Source organism: Parviterribacter kavangonensis (assembly GCF_056863335.1).
In genome coordinates this window covers 2927413-2945445 of record NZ_JBXPJA010000001.1, presented here as the reverse complement: position 1 = coordinate 2945445, position 18033 = coordinate 2927413, and the positions used below count along the sequence as shown (strand labels likewise).

At 68.7% G+C, this 18033-nt stretch carries 12 protein-coding genes; 4 read left to right on the top strand and 8 right to left on the bottom strand.

The window, feature by feature from the left end:
• Window positions 1-286 precede the first annotated feature (286 nt).
• Genes AC1UE4_RS14825 through AC1UE4_RS14810 form a run of 4 tightly spaced genes read right to left on the bottom strand, consistent with a single transcriptional unit; the run spans window position 287 to window position 4469 of the window.
• Entirely contained in the window at window positions 287-1426 is a 1140-nt protein-coding gene (locus tag AC1UE4_RS14825) for a glycosyltransferase family 4 protein (RefSeq protein WP_482918005.1), read from the bottom strand.
• On the bottom strand, window positions 1423-2553 hold the full coding sequence (locus AC1UE4_RS14820; RefSeq protein WP_482918004.1) for a glycosyltransferase family 4 protein: 1131 nt from the start codon (window positions 2551-2553) through the stop codon (window positions 1423-1425). Before AC1UE4_RS14820 ends, AC1UE4_RS14825 begins: the two co-directional genes overlap by 4 nt.
• Window positions 2554-2570: 17 nt before the next feature.
• Window positions 2571-3908, bottom strand: a complete 1338-nt coding sequence (locus AC1UE4_RS14815; RefSeq protein WP_482918003.1) for an O-antigen ligase family protein — start codon at window positions 3906-3908, stop codon at window positions 2571-2573.
• A 48-nt stretch (window positions 3909-3956) separates the two neighbouring features.
• Window positions 3957-4469 carry a hypothetical protein gene (locus AC1UE4_RS14810; RefSeq protein ID WP_482918002.1) on the bottom strand — a complete coding sequence of 171 codons (513 nt, stop codon included), beginning with the start codon at window positions 4467-4469 and terminating at the stop codon, window positions 3957-3959.
• 116 nt (window positions 4470-4585) lie between these two features.
• On the opposite strand from AC1UE4_RS14810, the gene AC1UE4_RS14805 reads away from it, so the two are divergent.
• Window positions 4586-5674, top strand: coding sequence for a glycosyltransferase (locus AC1UE4_RS14805; protein ID WP_482918001.1), 1089 nt, complete (start codon window positions 4586-4588; stop codon window positions 5672-5674).
• Here AC1UE4_RS14805 and AC1UE4_RS14800 read toward each other — a convergent pair.
• Window positions 5649-6131 (bottom strand): RNA polymerase sigma factor, encoded by a 483-nt coding sequence (locus AC1UE4_RS14800; protein WP_482918000.1) that lies wholly within the window; start codon window positions 6129-6131, stop codon window positions 5649-5651. The genes AC1UE4_RS14805 and AC1UE4_RS14800 overlap by 26 nt on opposite strands.
• 46 nt (window positions 6132-6177) lie before the next feature.
• On the opposite strand from AC1UE4_RS14800, the gene AC1UE4_RS14795 reads away from it, so the two are divergent.
• The gene (locus tag AC1UE4_RS14795) at window positions 6178-6537 is read left to right on the top strand and encodes a hypothetical protein (protein WP_482917999.1); all 360 of its coding nucleotides are present in this window, start codon (window positions 6178-6180) and stop codon (window positions 6535-6537) included.
• 6 nt (window positions 6538-6543) lie between these two features.
• Here AC1UE4_RS14795 and AC1UE4_RS14790 read toward each other — a convergent pair whose 3' ends face one another.
• Together AC1UE4_RS14790 and AC1UE4_RS14785 are read right to left on the bottom strand one after the other, a co-directional pair.
• Window positions 6544-8568 carry an O-antigen ligase family protein gene (locus AC1UE4_RS14790; protein ID WP_482917998.1) on the bottom strand — a complete coding sequence of 675 codons (2025 nt, stop codon included), beginning with the start codon at window positions 8566-8568 and terminating at the stop codon, window positions 6544-6546.
• A gap of 82 nt (window positions 8569-8650) precedes the next feature.
• On the bottom strand, window positions 8651-9238 hold the full coding sequence (locus AC1UE4_RS14785) for a COG1470 family protein (RefSeq protein WP_482917997.1): 588 nt from the start codon (window positions 9236-9238) through the stop codon (window positions 8651-8653).
• A gap of 130 nt (window positions 9239-9368) precedes the next feature.
• On the opposite strand from AC1UE4_RS14785, the gene AC1UE4_RS14780 reads away from it, so the two are divergent.
• Entirely contained in the window at window positions 9369-9578 is a 210-nt protein-coding gene (locus AC1UE4_RS14780) for a hypothetical protein (RefSeq protein WP_482917996.1), read from the top strand.
• On the opposite strand, the gene AC1UE4_RS14775 is transcribed toward AC1UE4_RS14780, so the two are convergent.
• Entirely contained in the window at window positions 9579-10124 is a 546-nt protein-coding gene (locus tag AC1UE4_RS14775; protein ID WP_482917995.1) for a hypothetical protein, read from the bottom strand.
• 325 nt (window positions 10125-10449) lie between these two features.
• Here AC1UE4_RS14775 and AC1UE4_RS14770 point away from each other — a divergent pair, with 325 nt between their 5' ends.
• The gene (locus AC1UE4_RS14770; protein WP_482917994.1) at window positions 10450-18030 is read left to right on the top strand and encodes a prealbumin-like fold domain-containing protein; all 7581 of its coding nucleotides are present in this window, start codon (window positions 10450-10452) and stop codon (window positions 18028-18030) included.
• Window positions 18031-18033: the final 3 nt, after the last annotated feature.

Here is an 18033-nt window from a genome sequence, read left to right as displayed (position 1 = left end):
ACCCGACCGGATCAGTGGCCGAGGCTTGAGTGAGAGTTCGAGACCTCCCGCTTTCAACACGCGGTGCATGACGTCTACTGGACGCATCTCGAGAACCCTAGCCGCAGTCTTTGCGTAAGCCGCCCGAGCGACGAACTAGCTGTCCCGGAGGTTCGTCTCTCGAGTGGTCTTCCAGTGCAGGTTGAGAATTCTGGCGAGCCCGACCCGCATTATGTCCGTGCGTCTGAAGGTTTCGACCCACGCGGTGAAATAGCTCACAACAACGCGGCATAAGCACTCCGGTAGCTCAACCCGCCGGTCGGCGCCTGCTTTTGACTGTGCGAGAGTGGGCTACCTGCTCGCGGTACATGGTGTCGCACAGGCGACCGACCTCCCGCCATGTCAGGTGGGACGCCGCACGTCGACGTCCCGCTTGCGACATCTTGTCATGCTGTGCGGGCGAGGTTAGGAGTCTCTGCAGTGCCATGGAAAGCGCCTGAGCGTCGCCCTCGGGCAGGACGGTCCCTGCATCGCCAACGACCTCGGGCAGCGAACCAGAGTCCGAGACGACGACCGGCGTGCCGGCGGCGAGGGCTTGCGCGGCCACGCGACCGAACTGCTCCTTCCAGCCCGGTGTCGTCAGTGACGGCATGAGAACCGCCTGATACCGAGCAATCCGCTCGAGCGCCTCGTCCTGTGACACCGGGCCGACGAAGCGGACACGATGGGGCACGCCCAGCTCTTCAACCAGTGCGCGCAGTTGAGGTTCCTGACTGCCCGATCCAACTAGTTCAAGCACCGAGTCAATCTCTTCTGGCAGCGCTGCGACGGCGCGGACCGCGACCTCGGTCCCCTTGTACGACTCGATCCGACCGAGAAGCCCGATGTCCCGGCGGTCGCCGGCGAGCTGTTGCGGCAGCGTCACTCCCAACGGGATCACATGCAGCTCACCGGAGAAGCCTTTCGCGCGGAGCACTTCACCGGCCTCGGTCGAGCAGGGATAGGCGGCGCCGGCCGTCCTCAGCGCGCGCTGCTCCAGTTGGTGGAACGGCGGTGGGTACCGCTTCCGGATGTTCTGCGCCGTATAGAGGCAGATCGCCGCGTCAGGCGCCTCCGCGCGTACCAGGCGCAGGATCCCTGCGGTCGCGAGGCTGTACGGCTCTTCATGGATGTCCACGACGTCAGGTCGTAGCTCGCGAAGCAGGCGGCGGAGGGGTCTTGACGCGTACCAGAAGAGGATCGGGTGGCGGCGCCCCCGTACGGGCACGACATGGACGGGCACATCGCTCGTAGCCGGTGCCTCGACGACGCTGCCGCCCTCCGACCAAGCGGGCGGGCAGACGAGATGAACGTCATGGCCGAACTCATGGCGAAGGACGCGCTCGCGCTCGCGGTACTCGTCCACTACGCCGCTGTGGTACAAGCGCAACACGCGCAGACCGCTCATCCGCCTGACCCCGCGAGCTGCTCGTAGAACTCCGCCGTGAGTTGGGCGGTACGTAGCTCCCCGAAGTCACGGATCGCCCGTGCGCGCGCGTAACTTCCCATTCGCTGGGCCCTTGGGCGGTCCGCGAGGAGTTCACAGATGGCGGCTGCGTACGCCGCCGCGTCACCCGGCGGGACCAGTCGACCCGTCACTCCTTCGTCAACCAGCTCAGAGCTCGCGCCGCTGTCTGCCGCGACGACGGGCAGTCCTTCGGCCATCGCCTCGGCCATGGCCATGCCGAATCCCTCCCACGCGATGGTGCTGACGAACAGGTCCGCCTGACGCAACACCTCGTCCGGCTCCCGGACCCAGCCGAGCCACTCGACCATGTCGGCAACGTCGAGCGTATGAGCCTGCTCCTTGAGTTCATGCTCGACGCTGCCCGTTCCGGCGATGAGCACTCGAGCGTCGCCGACGCCTTCGCGGACACGGGGCAGGGCCTCGATCAGCACGTGAATCTTCTTCTCGGGCTCGAGGCGGGCGATCAGCGCGATCGTGGGCCGCTCGGCTTGGGCCCGCAGGGACCGCGCTTTGGCGACGGTTGCCTCGGACGGCAGTCGGATGCCGGGCGGTATGACGGCGACCCTGGCGCCACGCGTCTCGGCCCGAGAACGTGCTTCGGCGGCGACCGACTCTGACACCGCGATGTAGCCGGCGAGACGCATGTTGATGGCGCGGTGAGCCGCGATGGACGCTGAGCTACGCAGGCCGGCTCGCTCGACCGATGCCGGACGGCTGAAATGCTGCGTGCGCACCAACGTCGGTCCCGAGGGCCGAACTGCAAGTGCGGTGATCGCCGCCGCCTTGCCGTCGTGGCTATGAATGACAGCGTGCCTGCTGCGCCGAACCTGGGCCGCGATCGTCCACGCGCCGCCGCCGGACTCGCCGGTGAGCGGGGCGACAGGTACGCCCACAGCCTCGGCGCCCTCGCGTAGAGGAGCGGCGTCGGCTGGACACGCGATCGTCGCCAGACAGCCGTGCGATCGAAGATTGGCCGCCAGGCGGAGCACGTGCCGTTCAATGCCGGCGAACGCACTCGAAGTCACGACGTGCAGGACGTCGAGTTGCCCGTTCACAGGGCGCGGCATGCTGCGACCGACGCCTATCACCGGGCCGAGCCTGCGAGCGCGCGCTCGCGCGATGGGATCGGCTGCGGAGGCACTATGGGGCGCGGATGCTCTACTGCTTGCGCCTGGCTCGTCTGGGCGAGTCGGGTCACGGCGAGCATCAACCCGATCGCGGCGAACGTCAGCGAGCTGGTGCCACGCGTCCACGTGATGTCTGTCTGAAAGTGGACGAACATGGACAGCGCGATACCGCCAGCTGCGACGCCGAGCACGGCTCCGTCTCGGCCGAGCCGACTCACGCGCCAGAACAGCTGCAGGTACCTGGTAAGAAGGAACAGCAGGGCGCCCATCCCGAGGAACCCGAGTTCTGCCCAAGTGAGCAGGAAGATGTTGTTCGGGTCCTCAAGGCCAATGGCCAGCTGCGGGATGTAGTCGAAATAGGTTCCCCCACCGGTCCCGAGCAACGGGCGCTCGCCGATCTTCTCCCAAGCGTTATCGAAGGAATACTGGCGGACCACGCCGCTGTCATAGCCGCCTGCCGTCTTGACCCCCCCGCCCGAGTAGGGACCGACCACCGCGAGGTAGCCGACCGCGCCGATGATCGCGATGATGACCGTCGTACGGCGTCTGGTTCCCAAGAGGAAGCTGCTCGTGACGACCGCGAGTAGTGCGCCGATGATGGCACCTCGGGAACCCGATGAGCACAACCCCGCGAACTCGAGGAGCCATGCCGCCGCGAGCACGTGCCTCAGGCGCCTCTCCCGAGGGTTTCCGGCGCCCAACCACAGCGTGTACGACACCGCAAGCCCGGCTCCGACGAAGCTGCCAATCGCGTTTTTATGGAGCCCGGGGAGGTAGGCGCCTGAGAGATCCCCCGAGGCGGCGCGAGGCACGAAATCGATCGCGGCTGCGACGGCCATGATGGTCGTGAACAAGACGAAGGCGTACATGCCGGTCCTGATCGTCTTCAGCGAGTCCGGCAACGTGGCAAAGGCAAGCGGGATCACGATTACGAGTTCCACGAGCTGGACGACGAACACGAACGTCTGACGTGGGTCAACCGACCACCCGATAGACAAGAAGTTGATTGCCACGAACAGCGCGAGGACTGGGAGGAGGGGGTTTCGGAAGACCCACGGATCAGGCGCGGTGCCGAGGGCGTTGCGGACAAGCCACGCGGCGAGCGCAAGGACAAGAAGCAGATCGGCGAGCGCGACTTGCGCGCCTGCGGGTGAGACGATCGTCGCGGGCAAGATCATCGCTCCCATGACCGCAATCAGAAGGAACCGCCGGACGTCCGTCAGGGCCCAGAGCCCGATTGCAGCCAACAGCGGCAGGAGCGCGACTGCTCCACCTCCGCTCTTGAGCGTGTCCATGATCGACGCGATCATCCGTTGAACTAGTTCCCGGCAGTCCTGCGGGTGTCACTCGCTTATTGGCGAGAACGCGAGAGCACCCGTTTCTTGCGTGCCACCGAAAGCGTCGACACGCAGCTCACCCTTCTTGAGGAAACCGAGTCGCTGCACGCCTTCTCGGCCCAAGTCGAACTCCAGGCTGAACGTCGTCGCCTCCTGCGGCGGGACGGGGACTGGCTGCCCGGTCTCGGACCTGTAGCGCTGGTTGCCGACGACGAGCGTCACCTGCGTTCCTCCGGGCTCGACGACTTGCTCAACGTCAGTCCTGTTCCGGATCCGCATGCGCATCGACACCGTCGTCGCGGACAGGTCCGTGCTGACCAGACGGACGTCCGTTGTCTTCATCACGAGCGGCCGGCCCTCAGCAGCCGTCGAGGTCGGCCGAGTGGTGTCGACGGTAGAAGCCGCAGAGGAGACGGTCGGGTTCGCCGGTCGGCTCTTGGCCACACGGGGCCCGGGATCCGGTTCTCCTGACAGCGACGCGATGTAGGCCGCCGCAAGGACCGCGGCGGCGACCAGCATGGCCCAGACGACCTTGTCTGCCGCTGCCAATCCGCTCCAGCGACGTCGAAGCGCTCCCACGGACTGGAGATTACGGCGCAACGGTCCGGAACTCGTCAGGTAGCCTCGCCCGCTCCGTGCCGCACGTCGCCATCGCTCACGACTACCTCAATCAGCGGGGCGGCGCGGAGCGCGTCGTTCTCGAGTTCGCCGACCTCTGGCCGGATGCGCCGATCTACACCTCGCTGTACCGCGCGAAGTCGACGTTCCCCGAGTTCGACGGCCGGGACATCAGGACGCCGTTCCTCGATCGCGTCCCCAGTGACAAAGGATTTCGCAACCTCTTCCCGCTCTACCCGGCGGCGTTCGCCGCCCTCGGGCGGATCGAGACAGATGTGGTGGTGGCCAGCTCAAGCGGCTGGGCCCACGGCGTGAAGACGGCGCCCGGTACGCGTCTCGTCGTCTACTGCCACACGCCCGCGCGCTGGCTCTACACACCGAACGCGTACCTCGGCGCGTCGTCGGCTCAGCAGCGGCTCGCCAAGCCGCTCATGAGCGCCATGCGGAGCTGGGATCAGCGTGCAGCCGCCAGCGCGGACCTCTACATCGCCAACTCGCAGAACGTGCGGGAGCGGATCCGCCGGGTGTACAACCGCGACGCCGTCGTCATCTACCCGCCCGTGTCGGTCGATCGATTCACTCCTCAGGAGCGGGGGGAGCGCTTGCTGTGCGTCTGCCGGCTGATGGACTACAAGCGCGTCGATGCGGTCATCCGCGCCGCGAACAAGGCGCATCTGCCCTTGGACATCGTGGGCTCCGGGCCGAGCGAGCGGGCGCTGCGGGAGCTGGCCGGCCCCACGGTCGAGTTCCACTCGTCCCTCGACGACCGCGGGGTGACGGAGCTGATGGAGTCCTGTCGCGCACTTGTGCTTCCCGGCGAGGAGGACTTCGGCATCGTGCCGGTGGAAGCGCAGGCGGCGGGCAAGCCGGTCGTGGCGCTCGCGGCGGGCGGAGCGCTCGAGACGGTCGTCAACGGAGTGACGGGAACGTTCTTCCAGGACCACAAGGAGGAAAGCGTGCTGAACGCGATCTTCCGCGCCGACGCGCTCACCACGCCGCCCGAGCGCATCGCCCAGCATGCCCGCCGCTTCTCCGACGAGAACTTCCGTGAGGCGATGGCGCTCGTCGTCGACCAGGTCCTCACATCACGTCGCGCATCTTCCTGAGCGCCCGGTAGACCCGGCCCTCGGCGGTGGTCATCGACTCGCCGGTGACCTTCGCGATCTCCTTCAGCGACAGGTCCGCGCCGAAGCGCAGCGCGATCGCGTCCCGCTCCTCGGCCGACAGCGTCTCCATGGCGCGGCGGACCGCGTCCCGATCCCCCGAGGCCTCCTCGGGGCCGACCGTCTCGTCCGGCGCACCGCGTCCGGCGAGCTCGAGCGCGCGCACCTCCGTCGACTGGCGCCGCGCCTGGTCGCGGACGAGGTTGAGCGCGATCGCGTAGACCCACGTCTTCTCCCGCGATTTCCGCGGATCGAAGCGCGCGCGGGCCCGGTAGACGCGCTCGAACGTGTCGGCGACGAGGTCCTCGGCCAGGGACCGGTTGCCCACCCGGTAGGCCAGGAAGCTGAACAGGTCGGCTGCGTGCTCGGCGTAGATCCGCTCGAAGTCCTCGTCGCGCACCGAAGACAGCTTTCCCGATTTGCGACCTGCCAGAGTGTCCGGCCCGATGTGGCGCTCGCCCGTGCTCGTCGCGGTCGCCGTTGTCGCCGGCGCCGCGTTCTCGATCAGCGTCGTCTTCCAGCGCGGGGGCGACGTCGACGCCCTGCCGAGGGACGAGGCGGCAACGCGCATCGACGACGCGGCGGTGGAGCGCAAGATCCGCGAGGCGCCGGAGCCGGTCAAGGCCGGCGAGGGCGGCCCGGTGCAGCGTGTGCGCTGCGTCTCGGCCGGAAGCCGGCGGTGGCGGTGCGTGACGCGCTACGCGAGCGGGACGGTCATCACCTACGAGGTTCGCGTCGCTGCGGACGGGAGCTTCGTGGGGCGCGAGAGCGGGAACGGGCCGCGGTCGGTGACCGGCAGCTTCTGAAGCGCCTCAGTGGGTGACGACGGCCATGCGGCCGGCGCTGAACAGCTGGCGCTGAGCGTCCAGGGCAACCGGGCCCTGGCGCGCGGGCGGCCGGGAGCGGACGTCCTTGGCGAACTGCTGCAGGACTCCCTCCATCGGGTTCAAGGCGAGCGCGCGCCGCGTGAGGGTCCGCGCATCCTCGCGTGCGCGTGCGGTGACGATCGCAAGCCCGGTGGCTGCCTCCCAGCTGTCCGGATCCAGGTCGACGGCGCGGCGCATGGCCGCGATGCTGCGCGCGCGCTGCCGTTGGTCCGCGGCGCAGTACCCCAGGATCTGATGCGGCTCGGACCAGACGCCGAAGCTGTCGATCGCCTTCTTCGCCTGGGTGGTGGCCGTGCGGCAGTCCCCGGCGACGAACGCGTCGATGCCGTCCTGCTGGTGCGAGCCGGCGATCGCGATGGACAGCGGACCGGCCGCGACGACGAGCCAGCCGACCGCAAGCGCCACGCGCGTGCGGGTCGCCAGGGTGGGGGCGGGCTCGAGCGCAACCGCCTCGGCCGGCTCCCGCGGTCGCCGTGGCTTCGCGAGCGCGATCCCGGCGAAGGCGAAGAGCCACAGCCCGGTCGCCGGCATCTCCCAATCCCAGTCGAGCGCGAGGTGGACGGCCCATCCCGCCCCAGCCGCCAGCAGGGCGGCGTACAGCGTGCGGTCCGGCCCGCGAGTACGGAGCGCCAGCCCGCCCAGGACGCCGGCGATCGTCAGGAGGAACAGCGCCGCACCGACGATGCCGAGCTCGGCGAGGTTCTCGAGGTACGCGGAATGAGCGTTCGTGACGCGCTGCGGATCCTCGCGGTGCTGCATCCAGTAGACGGCGTACGTGCCCGCTCCGCTTCCGCGCAGCGGTTCCTTCTGGAAGTCGTCGAGCGCCTTCTTCCAGTGGTCGATGCGGGGCGGACTGGTCACGGTCGTGAAGCGCGCCCGGATGTCATCGGTCGCCGCCGGCTCGTTCTTCGTCCCGTGCAGGAGACGATCGGCGGCATCGCTGGCGCGGCCGGGAGCATCCACGGCGAGGGCTCCGATGATGAGGACGCCGAGCACCGCGAGCGATGCGATCCAAGGGCGGTCGACCGCCCGCGGCGCGCGGACGCGGTCGAGCGGGCGTTCGAGCAGCGCGAGGATGAGGCGCACGACGGCGGCGATGAGAACGCACGCGATTACGACGCGGAGCACGTGATCGGCCTGCGCTTGGGCGGCCGCGCTGGTGCGCTCGTCCTTGCTGAGCAGGTCGGCGTCGTAGGCGGCCTTGACCGCGTAGATCGTCGGCGGAGCGGTCGCGAGGACGCCGAACACCATGCCGCGCGACACGCCGACGATGGCGTAGACCACGAGCGCGGCGGCAACGGCCAGCAGCGCGCCGCGCGAGAACGTGAAGTACAGCGTGACCGCGAGGACGGGCATCAGCGCCGCCGCCGCGACACGGATGCCGATCCACTCGGCACGGTCGCTGGCGAGATGAAGGGCGACGACCACGCCGAGGGCGGCCAGCAGTCCCAAGGCGTTGAAGTACGTCAGTGGGTAGGCGAGCCGGCTGGTGTCGACGCCCTCGCCGGACCAGATGTCGGGTGCGATGCGCGTGGCGAGCGAGGCGAGGCAGACGAAGCCGATCGCCACGGCCACGCCGCGCAGCATCCAGCGAACGTCGCGGCTCGACCGCTCGACGGTCGCGAACAGCACGAGCAGCAGGAGGTACGGGACGTACCGCAGCGCGTCGAGCAAGGACCTGCCGGGCGCATCGGACCAGAGCTGGGAGACGACCGCCCAGACCAGCAGGAGCGAGAGCGCGCCGACCGGGACGAGCGCCGCTCGACTGAAGCCCTCGACCGGACGGCGGGCCAGCAGCGCCCGCACGACGAGCACCTGCGCCAGGATCACCGACACGAACCCGACGGTGTTCGCGAAGTACCCGCCCGCGTTGAAGCTGAGGTAGATGACCAGCGCCCCCGGCAGCGCGAGCAGAGCGGCGTGGCCGATCCGCGAGGCGGCGTCGTCCATCGGCGGCGCAGGATAGGCGCTACAACGACGCGGGGGGCGCCTGAGCGCCCCCCGCGGGTCCAGCGTTCGAACTGCGCTCTGGCTACTTCGACGTGCTGACGTTGATCGTCGTGCTGTCGGCGAGCTGGCCGGACACGCCGGTGACCTTGACGGTGCCGCTGGACTTCGCGCCGTTCGTCGACGTGATGGTCACCGTCGCCGTGGCCGTCTGGCCCGGTCCGACGAACACGCTGGTCGGGCTCACGGAGCACGTGAACGCACCCGTGGTCGAGCACGACAGGTTGACCGTGCCGGAGAAGTTGCCAATCGACTTGATCGACAGGGTCGTCGTGGTGGTCGCGCCCGGCGCCATCTTGATCGAGCCGGTCGCCGAGAGCTTGAAGTACGGGCCCGAGTACTGCGACTTCGAAGCGCTGGCCGACGGGCTCGACGAGCCGCCGCCGCTGGCTGCGATGACGCCGCCGGTGCTGGCGAGCATGAGCATGCCGGCGACAAGGCCGACGAGGGTCCTGCGATTCATGGAGGGTCCTCCGTGACGGGAGCGCCGGCCCTGAGAGACGGCGCGCATCTTCATCTGGTCGAGCTCGAGGCCGGTGGCCTGCGGGCGCTCGTCTCGCAACCGCTTGGCGACGTCGCGAAGATCGTCGGGAAGCTCGTCCCTGTCGCTCATCGTTGTCCCTGGTCGATTGCCTGCATTCGACCCCTCATACGAACGAGCGGCTCGGTTTCTGACTGGCTCGAGCGGAAGAAGTTCCGAAGTGCGTCGAGGACAGCTCGATGTGCTGTAGAACTCCGGCGCAATGGAAGCCCGGAGGAGAGGCCTCACCGCTGCGACCCTGACGGTCGTCAGCCTGTTCGCCGTCGCGCTCGCGATCCTCGTTCTCGCGAACGAGGTCCGCTACCAGGGATGCGTCTCGCGCATCGACCAGGTCAACCAGACCAACGCGCTGGCGAGCAAGCCGGCGGGGCTGGCCCCGCCGGAGTGCTCACGTCTTCCGTTCGGCGCCTGATCAGACCTTGCAGGCCGGCAGAACGCGCGTGTAGCGCCCCTTCCGGCCGTCCTTCAGGAGCGCGCCCGCGATGACCGTCGCCTTCGTGCTGCGCAGGCGCCGGGGGATCCGGGCCTTGAACGGGGCCGTCGTCACCTTCGCGATCCGGCGGCCGCGGAACGTGTAGATCACCCACTTCAGCTGGGCCATGTCCGCTCCGGCGACGCCGACGCGCAGGCCGGCGGGGGTCGCGCAGCCGGCGTTGCGACGCCTGAGGCTGCTGAAGGCGAGCCGCGGCGCGGCCGTGCTCGACGAGCGGCCCGGCTGGCCGTTGTTGCCCGGGTTGCCGTTGTTGCCGGGGTTCCCGTTGCTGTTGCCCGGGTTGCCGTTCTGGCCGTTGTTCCCGTTGTTCGCGCTCCCGCCGTACTGGGACTGGGTTGCGTCCGCGGTTGTGCTGGTCGTCCCGCCGTCGGTGGCAGCGACGACCGCGCCGGTTCCGGCGATCATGAAGACGCCCGCGATCAGGGCAATGAGGTTCCTACGGCGCAACGGGTTGCGGTCAGCCATGGACGTCTGCACTTCCTCCGGGTTGAAATGACGAGGCGTCTCGTCCCTCATCGGCGCAGCGTCATGCGAACTTGACGGGCCTTGGGGTCAAAGGTATCTCGCCGGCCGCGCAAGACCCTCGACCTGAGACTGAGGTCGATCCCCAAAAGCGATCCTGGCGCACGCACAGTTCCCCCGAATACCCAACTGTCGTGGGGGTCGTCGTACACCTGTCCAGAACGGCCCAACTTTCTCCAGCTGGCGCACCCCCGGGTGTAGAAGAGCGCTGCCCATCGACATCCGTCCACCTACTCACGGATGTCCTCAAGGCAGAAAGACCGGAGCCATGTTCACCACTTGTCGTTCGTCGTTCCCGCAGCGCCGCATCATGCTGGCCGCGCTGGCAACGACCCTGCTCGCCTTCGCCTTCCTCGCGTACGCGCGCGCGGAGACCGGCTTCGCCGCCGACCAGTGCAACCCCGGCGCCGGCCCGTTCACGCCGCTGACCAACTCGAGCTTCCAGGGCGTTGACGGCGACCAGTGCAACAGCACCGGGCCGCTCGGCACCTACGACTGGCAGAAGCTCGTCGACGACGGCAAGTTCAACGCGGGCCAGTCCGGCGTCGCGCTGACCGACGACGACTCGCAGCCCAACAGCGTGTTCAAGTCGGGCTCCAAGGAGGAGGAGCCCAACGGCTGGGACTTCGTCACCGGCGCGCCGAACAACAAGACGAACGTGCTCGCGGCGTGGGGCTATCCCGACCCGCAGCCGAACAACCTCTTCCTCTACCTCGCGTTCGCCTCCCAGGACGCGCCGGGCTCGACCAACCTGAACATCGAGCTCAACGTCAACAAGCCGACCGAGACGTTCACGAACTCCTTCGGCAAGAACGTCATCAAGCGCCTCGACGGCGATGTGCTGCTGACCTTCGACTGGACGGGCGGCGCGAACGCGCTCATCCAGAAGTGCACGTGGGTCGGTGACGACCCGCTCGCCCCGTGGCTCAAGGGAACGTGGAGCAACTGCGTGAACATGACCGCGGCCGGCTCCGCGCAGGGCACCGTCAACGGCGGCTTCCCGATCACGAACTTCCTGCCCGGCATCCCGGGCATCCCGTCGGGCGGGACGCTGCTCTCCCAGCAGTTCGGCGAGGCGGCGGTCAACCTGACCCAGGCGCTCAACCTCGGCAACGGCGTCGGCCAGACGCCCTGCGCCGACTTCGGCGCGTTCTCCGTGCGCACGCGCCAGTCGCCGTCGATCACGTCGAACCCGTCGGACATCGTCGGCCCCGCGCCGGTCACGGTGTCCAACTGCGGTCGCGTGGTCATCAAGAAGGAGACCAACCCGGCCAGCCCCACCTCGCCGAAGTTCGACTTCACCTCGACGAACTTCAACCAGGCGGTCATCGACGCCACGCCGGACAGCACGCCGGCCGCGTTCCAGCTCGCCGACCAGGAGACGGAGGAGATCCGCAAGGTCGAGCCGGGCACGAACTACACGGTCACCGAGTCCGCCAACAGCGACTACGACCTGACCGACATCAGCTGCACCGAGCAGGGCGCGGTCACGAACACGCCGACGACGGTGAACGTCGGGACGCGGACGGCCAACATCAAGGTCGATCCGGGTGAGCTCATCACCTGCACGTACAAGAACCGCAAGAAGGCCCAGATCCTGATCGCGAAGGATCAGGTCGGCGGATCGAACAACGACGCCTTCAACTTCACGAAGTCCGGCGACATCTCCGGCACGTTCTCGAAGTCCGAGGCGGGCGGCACCGAGGCGATCTCCGTCGTGCCGAACCTCGGCACCGGCGGCGACACGACGAAGACCTACACGATCACCGAGGACGCGGCCGGCCAGCCGACGGGCTACGACTTCAAGAGCATCACGTGCTACGACGGCGCGACGACGGCCGACCCGGTCGACATCGACCGCCAAGTCACGGGCGCGTCGGTCAACGTCAAGGTGGCGGCGGGCCAGACCGTCCTCTGCGTCTTCACGAACGTCAAGCAGGGCCAGATCCTCGTCGCGAAGGACCAGGTCGGCGGCTCGGACAACGACGCGTTCAACTTCACGAAGTCCGGTGACCTCAGCGGCACGTTCACGCGCACCGAGGCGCAGGGCCAGCTCTCCATCCCCGTGACGCCGAACCTCGGCGCGGGCGCGGACACGACGAAGACGTACACGGTCGCCGAGGACGCCGCGGGGCAGCCGGCGGGCTACGAGTTCAAGGACCTCGCCTGCTACGACGGCAGCTCGACCGCCGACCCGGCGGATGCCGACAGCGTCGTCACCGGGCGGTCGGTGGACGTCAAGGTCGCCGCTGGCGCGACGGTGCTGTGCGTCTGGCGCAACGTCAAGCAGGGCCAGATCCTCGTCGCGAAGGACCAGATCGGCGGCGACAACGCCGACGCGTTCAACTTCACGAAGTCCGGCGACCTGAGCGGCACGTTCTCGCGCAGCGAGGCGCAGGGCCAGCTCTCGATCCCGGTCACGCCGAACCTCGGCAGCGGCTCGTCGGCGAAGACGTACACGATCGCCGAGGACGCGGCCGGCCAGCCGGCGGGCTACGACTTCAAGGACCTCAAGTGCTACGACGGTTCGACCACCGGCGACCCGGTGGACACCGACAGCGTCGTCACGACGCGGTCGGTCGACGTCAAGGTCGCCGCGGGCGCGACGGTGCTGTGCGTCTGGACCAACGTCAAGCAGGCCACGATCCTCGTCGCGAAGGACCAGATCGGCGGCTCGAACGCCGACGTGTTCAACTTCACGGCGTCGAACGACCTGCCGGGCGGCGCGTTCACGCGCACGGAGACGCAGGGCGCGCAGAGCTTCAGCGTGAAGCCGAACCTCGGCAGCGGCTCGACCGCCAACACGTACACCGTCGCGGAGGACGCGGCCGGCCAGCCGGCGGGCTACGACTTCAAGGACCTCAAGTGCTTCGACGGCTCGACGACCGCGGCGGGCGCCGACACGGACAGCGTCATCGCGGGCCAGTCGGTCGACGTGAAGGTCGCGGCGGGCGCCACCGTGCTCTGCGTCTGGACCAACGTCAAGCAGGCGACGATCCTCGTCGCGAAGGACCAGATCGGCGGCAGCGACAGCGACGCGTTCAAGTTCACGGCGTCGAACGACCTCTCGGGCGGCGCGTTCACGCGCACCGAGGCTCAGGGCGCGCGCTCGTTCGCCGTCAAGCCGAACCTCGGCAGCGGCTCGACCGCCAACACGTACACCGTCGCCGAGGACGCGGCCGGCCAGCCGGCGGGCTACGCGTTCAAGGAGCTCAAGTGCTTCGACGGCACGACCTCCGGTGACCCGGCGGACGCCGACTCGGTCGTCACGGGCCGCTCGGTCGACGTGAAGGTCGCCGCGGGCGCCACCGTGCTGTGCGTCTGGACCAACGTGAAGGGCGCGACGATCCTCGTCGCGAAGAACCAGATCGGCGGCTCGGACAACGACGCGTTCAAGTTCACGGCGTCCAACGACCTGCCCGGCGGCGCGTTCACGCGCACCGAGGCGCAGGGCGCGCAGAGCTTCAGCGTCGCCCCGAACCTGGGCAGTGGCTCGACGGCGAACACGTACACGGTCGGCGAGGACGTGGCGGGCCAGCCGGCCGGCTACGACTTCAAGGACCTGAGCTGCTTCGACGGCCCGACCACCGGTGACCCGGCCGACACGGACTCCGTCGTCGCCGGCCAGTCGGTGAACGTCAAGGTCGCCGCCGGCCAGACCGTGCTGTGCGTCTTCACGAACGTGAAGCGCGCGACGATCCTGGTCGCCAAGGACCAGATCGGCGGCTCGAACGCCGACGTCTTCAAGTTCACGGCGTCGAACGACCTGCCGGGCGGGGCGTTCACGCGTACCGAGGCGCAGGGCGCGCAGAGCTTCAGCGTCGTGCCGAACCAGGGCAGCGGCTCGAGCTCGAAGACCTACACGGTCGCCGAGGACGCCGCGGGCCAGCCGGCCGGCTACGACTTCAAGGACCTGAAGTGCTTCGACGGGTCGACGACGGCCGACCCGGCCGACGCCGACTCCGTCATCACCGGCCAGTCGGTGAACGTGAAGGTCGCGGCGGGCGCGACGGTGCTCTGCGTCTTCACGAACGTGAAGCAGGCGACGATCCTGATGGCGAAGGACCAGATCGGCGGCTCGAACGCCGACGCGTTCGCCTTCACGGCGTCGGGTGACCTGCCGGGCGGGGCGTTCACGCGGAGCGAGGCGCAGGGTGCGCGCTCGTTCAGCGTCAAGCCGAACCTCGGCAGCGGCTCGACCGCCAACACGTACACGCTGGCGGAGGACGCCGCGGGGCAGCCGGCGGGCTACGACTTCAAGGACCTCAAGTGCTTCGACGGCACGACGACGGGTGATCCGGCCGACACCGACTCGGTGGTGGCGGGCCAGTCCGTCAACGTGAAGGTCGCTGCGGGCGCCACCGTGCTCTGCGTGTGGACCAACGTGAAGCAGGCGACGATCCTGGTGGCGAAGGACCAGATCGGCGGTTCGAACGCCGACGCCTTCAACTTCACGGCGTCGGGCGATCTGCCGGGTGGCGCGTTCAGCCGGTCCGAGGCTCAGGGCGCGCGGTCGTTCAGCGTCAAGCCGAATCTCGGCAGCGGCTCGACTGCGAACACGTACACCGTCGCGGAGGACGCGGCCGGCCAGCCGGCGGGCTACGACTTCAAGGACCTCAAGTGCTTCGACGGCACGACGGCGAACGATCCGGCCGACACGGACTCCGTGATCGCGGGCCGCTCCGTCAACGTCAAGGTCGCGGCGGGCGCCACCGTGCTCTGCGTCTGGACCAACGTCAAGCAGGCGACGATCCTGGTGGCGAAGGACCAGATCGGCGGCTCGGACAACGACGCGTTCAAGTTCACCGCGTCGAACGACCTGCCGGGCGGCGCGTTCACGCGCACCGAGGCGCAGGGCGCGCGGTCGTTCGCCGTCAAGCCGAACCTCGGCAGCGGGTCGACGGCCGCGGCGTTCACGGTCGCCGAGGACGTGGCGGGCCAGCCGGCCGGCTACGACTTCAAGCAGCTGAAGTGCTTCGACGGAAGCTCGACGGGTGACCCGGCCGACACCGACTCGGTGGTCACTGGCCGCTCCGTCGACGTGAAGGTCGCCGCGGGCGCGACGGTCCTCTGCGTGTGGACCAACGTCAAGCGCGCGACGATCCTCATGACGAAGGACCAGATCGGCGGCTCCGACAACGACGCGTTCAAGTTCACCGCGTCGAACGACCTGCCGGGCGGCGCGTTCACCCGCACCGAGGCGCAGGGTGCGCGCAGCTTCGACGTCGTGCCGAACCTCGGCAGCGGCTCGACCGCGAACACCTACACGCTCGCCGAGGACGCCGCGGGCCAGCCGGCGGGCTACGACTTCAAGGTGCTGAGCTGCTTCGACGGCTCGACGACGAACGACCCGGCGGACACGGACTCCGTGGTCACCGGCCAGTCCGTCAGCATCAAGGTCGCCGCGGGCGCCACGGTGCTCTGCCGGTTCACGAACGTGAAGCGCGCGACGATCCTGGTCGCGAAGGACCAGATCGGCGGCAGCGACAACGACGTCTTCAACTTCACGGCGTCGAACGACCTGCCGGGTGGCGCGTTCACCCGCACCGAGGCGCAGGGCGCGAAGTCCTTCGACGTGGCGCCGAACCTCGGCGCCGGGGCGTCGGCGAAGACGTACACCGTCAACGAGGACAACGCGGGCCAGCCGGCCGGCTTCGTCCTGGACAACGTCAAGTGCTACGACGGCTCCACCACGGCGGCGCCGGTCGACACCGACCGCGTCCCGACGGCGAACGGCGCCGACATCAAGGTCGAGGCGGGCGCGACCGTGCTCTGCGTCTGGACCAACGTGAAGGCGGGCCGGATCCTCGTCGCCAAGGACCAGGTCGGCGGCTCCGACAACGACGACTTCAAGTTCACGGCGTCGAACGATCTGCCGGGCGGGGCGTTCACCCAGTCCGAGGCCGACGCGCCCGAGTCCTTCACGGTGGAGCCGAACCTCGGCGCCGGCGCGAAGGCCAAGACCTACACCGTCGCGGAGGACGCGGCCGGCCAGCCGGCGGGCTACGACTTCAACAAGCTCCAGTGCTTCGACGGTTCGAGCTCGGGCGATCCGGCGGACACCGACTCGGTGATCACCGGCCAGTCCGTCGACGTGAAGGTCGAGGCGGGCACCACCGTGCTCTGCGTGTTCACGAACGTGAAGCGCTCGACGATCCTGGTCGCCAAGGACCAGGTCGGCGGCGACGACAACGACGCGTTCAACTTCACGGCCTCGAACGACCTGCCGGGCGGGGCGTTCACGCGGTCCGAGGCGCAGGGCGCGAAGTCCTACGACGTGGTGCCGAACCTCGGCACCGGGTCGAGCGCGAAGACGTACACGGTCGCGGAGGACGCCGCGGGCCAACCGGCCAACTACGACTTCGACTCGATCGCCTGCTACGACGGCTCGACGGCGGGTGACCCGGCGGACACGGACCGGGTCATCACCGGCCAGTCGGTCGACGTGAAGGTCGAGGCCGGCAAGACCGTGCTCTGCGTGTTCACGAACATCAAGCGCGCGAAGCTCGAGGTCGAGAAGCAGACCACCGTCCAGGAGGGCGCGGGCGGCAAGCAGTTCGGCTTCCAGACCGACGCGCCGGGCGCCGGCTCGTTCAACCTCACCGATGACGGCGTGGAGACGCGGTTCGTCAAGCCGGGCAGCTACCAGGTCACCGAGGACGCGATCGTCGGCTACCGCCTCAGCGACATCAGCTGCGGCGCCGGCGCCACGGGCGACAAGGCCGCCCGCAAGGCGAGCTACACCGTCACCGCGGGCCAGACCACGCGCTGCGTCTTCACGAACCTGAAGATCAACGCGGCCGCGGTCGTCGTGAAGGCGGGCAACGAGTTCGCCTACCACGGCGACTCCGTGACCTACACGTTCAAGGTCTCCAACCCGGGGAACTCGCCGCTGACCGACATCGCGATCAGCGACGACCGGTGCTCGCCCATCACCGGCCCCGACAAGGGCGGCGACGCGACGCCGGGCACCCTGGATCCGGGCGAGACCTGGACCTACTCGTGCACGACGACGATCTCGGCGACGCACTCCGCCGGCGAGGAGAACCCGATCGTCAACACCGTCACGGTGACGGCGAAGGACGAGCAGGGTCAGGCGGTCGGCCCGGCCAAGGACGACCACAAGACGCTGATCCTGCATCCGGCGATCGCGATCGACAAGACCGGCCCGGCGACGGCCATCGCCGGCTCGCGGATCACGTACGACCTCGCGGTCACGAACCCCGGCGACGTCCTCTTCGACGAGGGCCGGGTGGCGCTGACCGACGTGCTGTGCGAGGCGCCGCCGCAGGTCCAGCAGAAGCTCGACAAGAACGGCAACGCCGACAGCTCGCCGACGACGTTCGATCCGGGCGACCGCTGGATGTACACCTGCACGGTCCAGACGCAGGAGGGCCAGACGCTCGTCGACAACACGGCGAACGTGAAGGGCACCGACGGCAACGGCCGCGTCGTCGAGGCGACCGACAACGCGCAGACGACGCTGCAGCAGCCGATCCAGGTCGTCGCGCCGCTGCGTCAGCCCGTCAAGGGCACGGCCAAGCTGCTGGCGCCGACCGGGTGCCGTGAGCGCAACTTCACGGTCCGCGTCACCGGCCGCCAGATCAAGACCGTGACGTTCACGCTCGACGGCAAGCGGATCAAGACGATCAAGGCGGCGAAGGCGGCCCAGCTCGTCAAGTCGAAGACGTACAAGATCACGGTGAACCCGTCGAAGATGCGCTCCGGCAGCGTCCACCGCCTGAAGGTGCGGATCACCTACACGGCGGACAGCCAGACCAAGGCGCGGACGCTGACGACGACGTTCCAGCGCTGCCGCCGCGCGGTGCTGCCGAAGTTCACCGGCTGATCG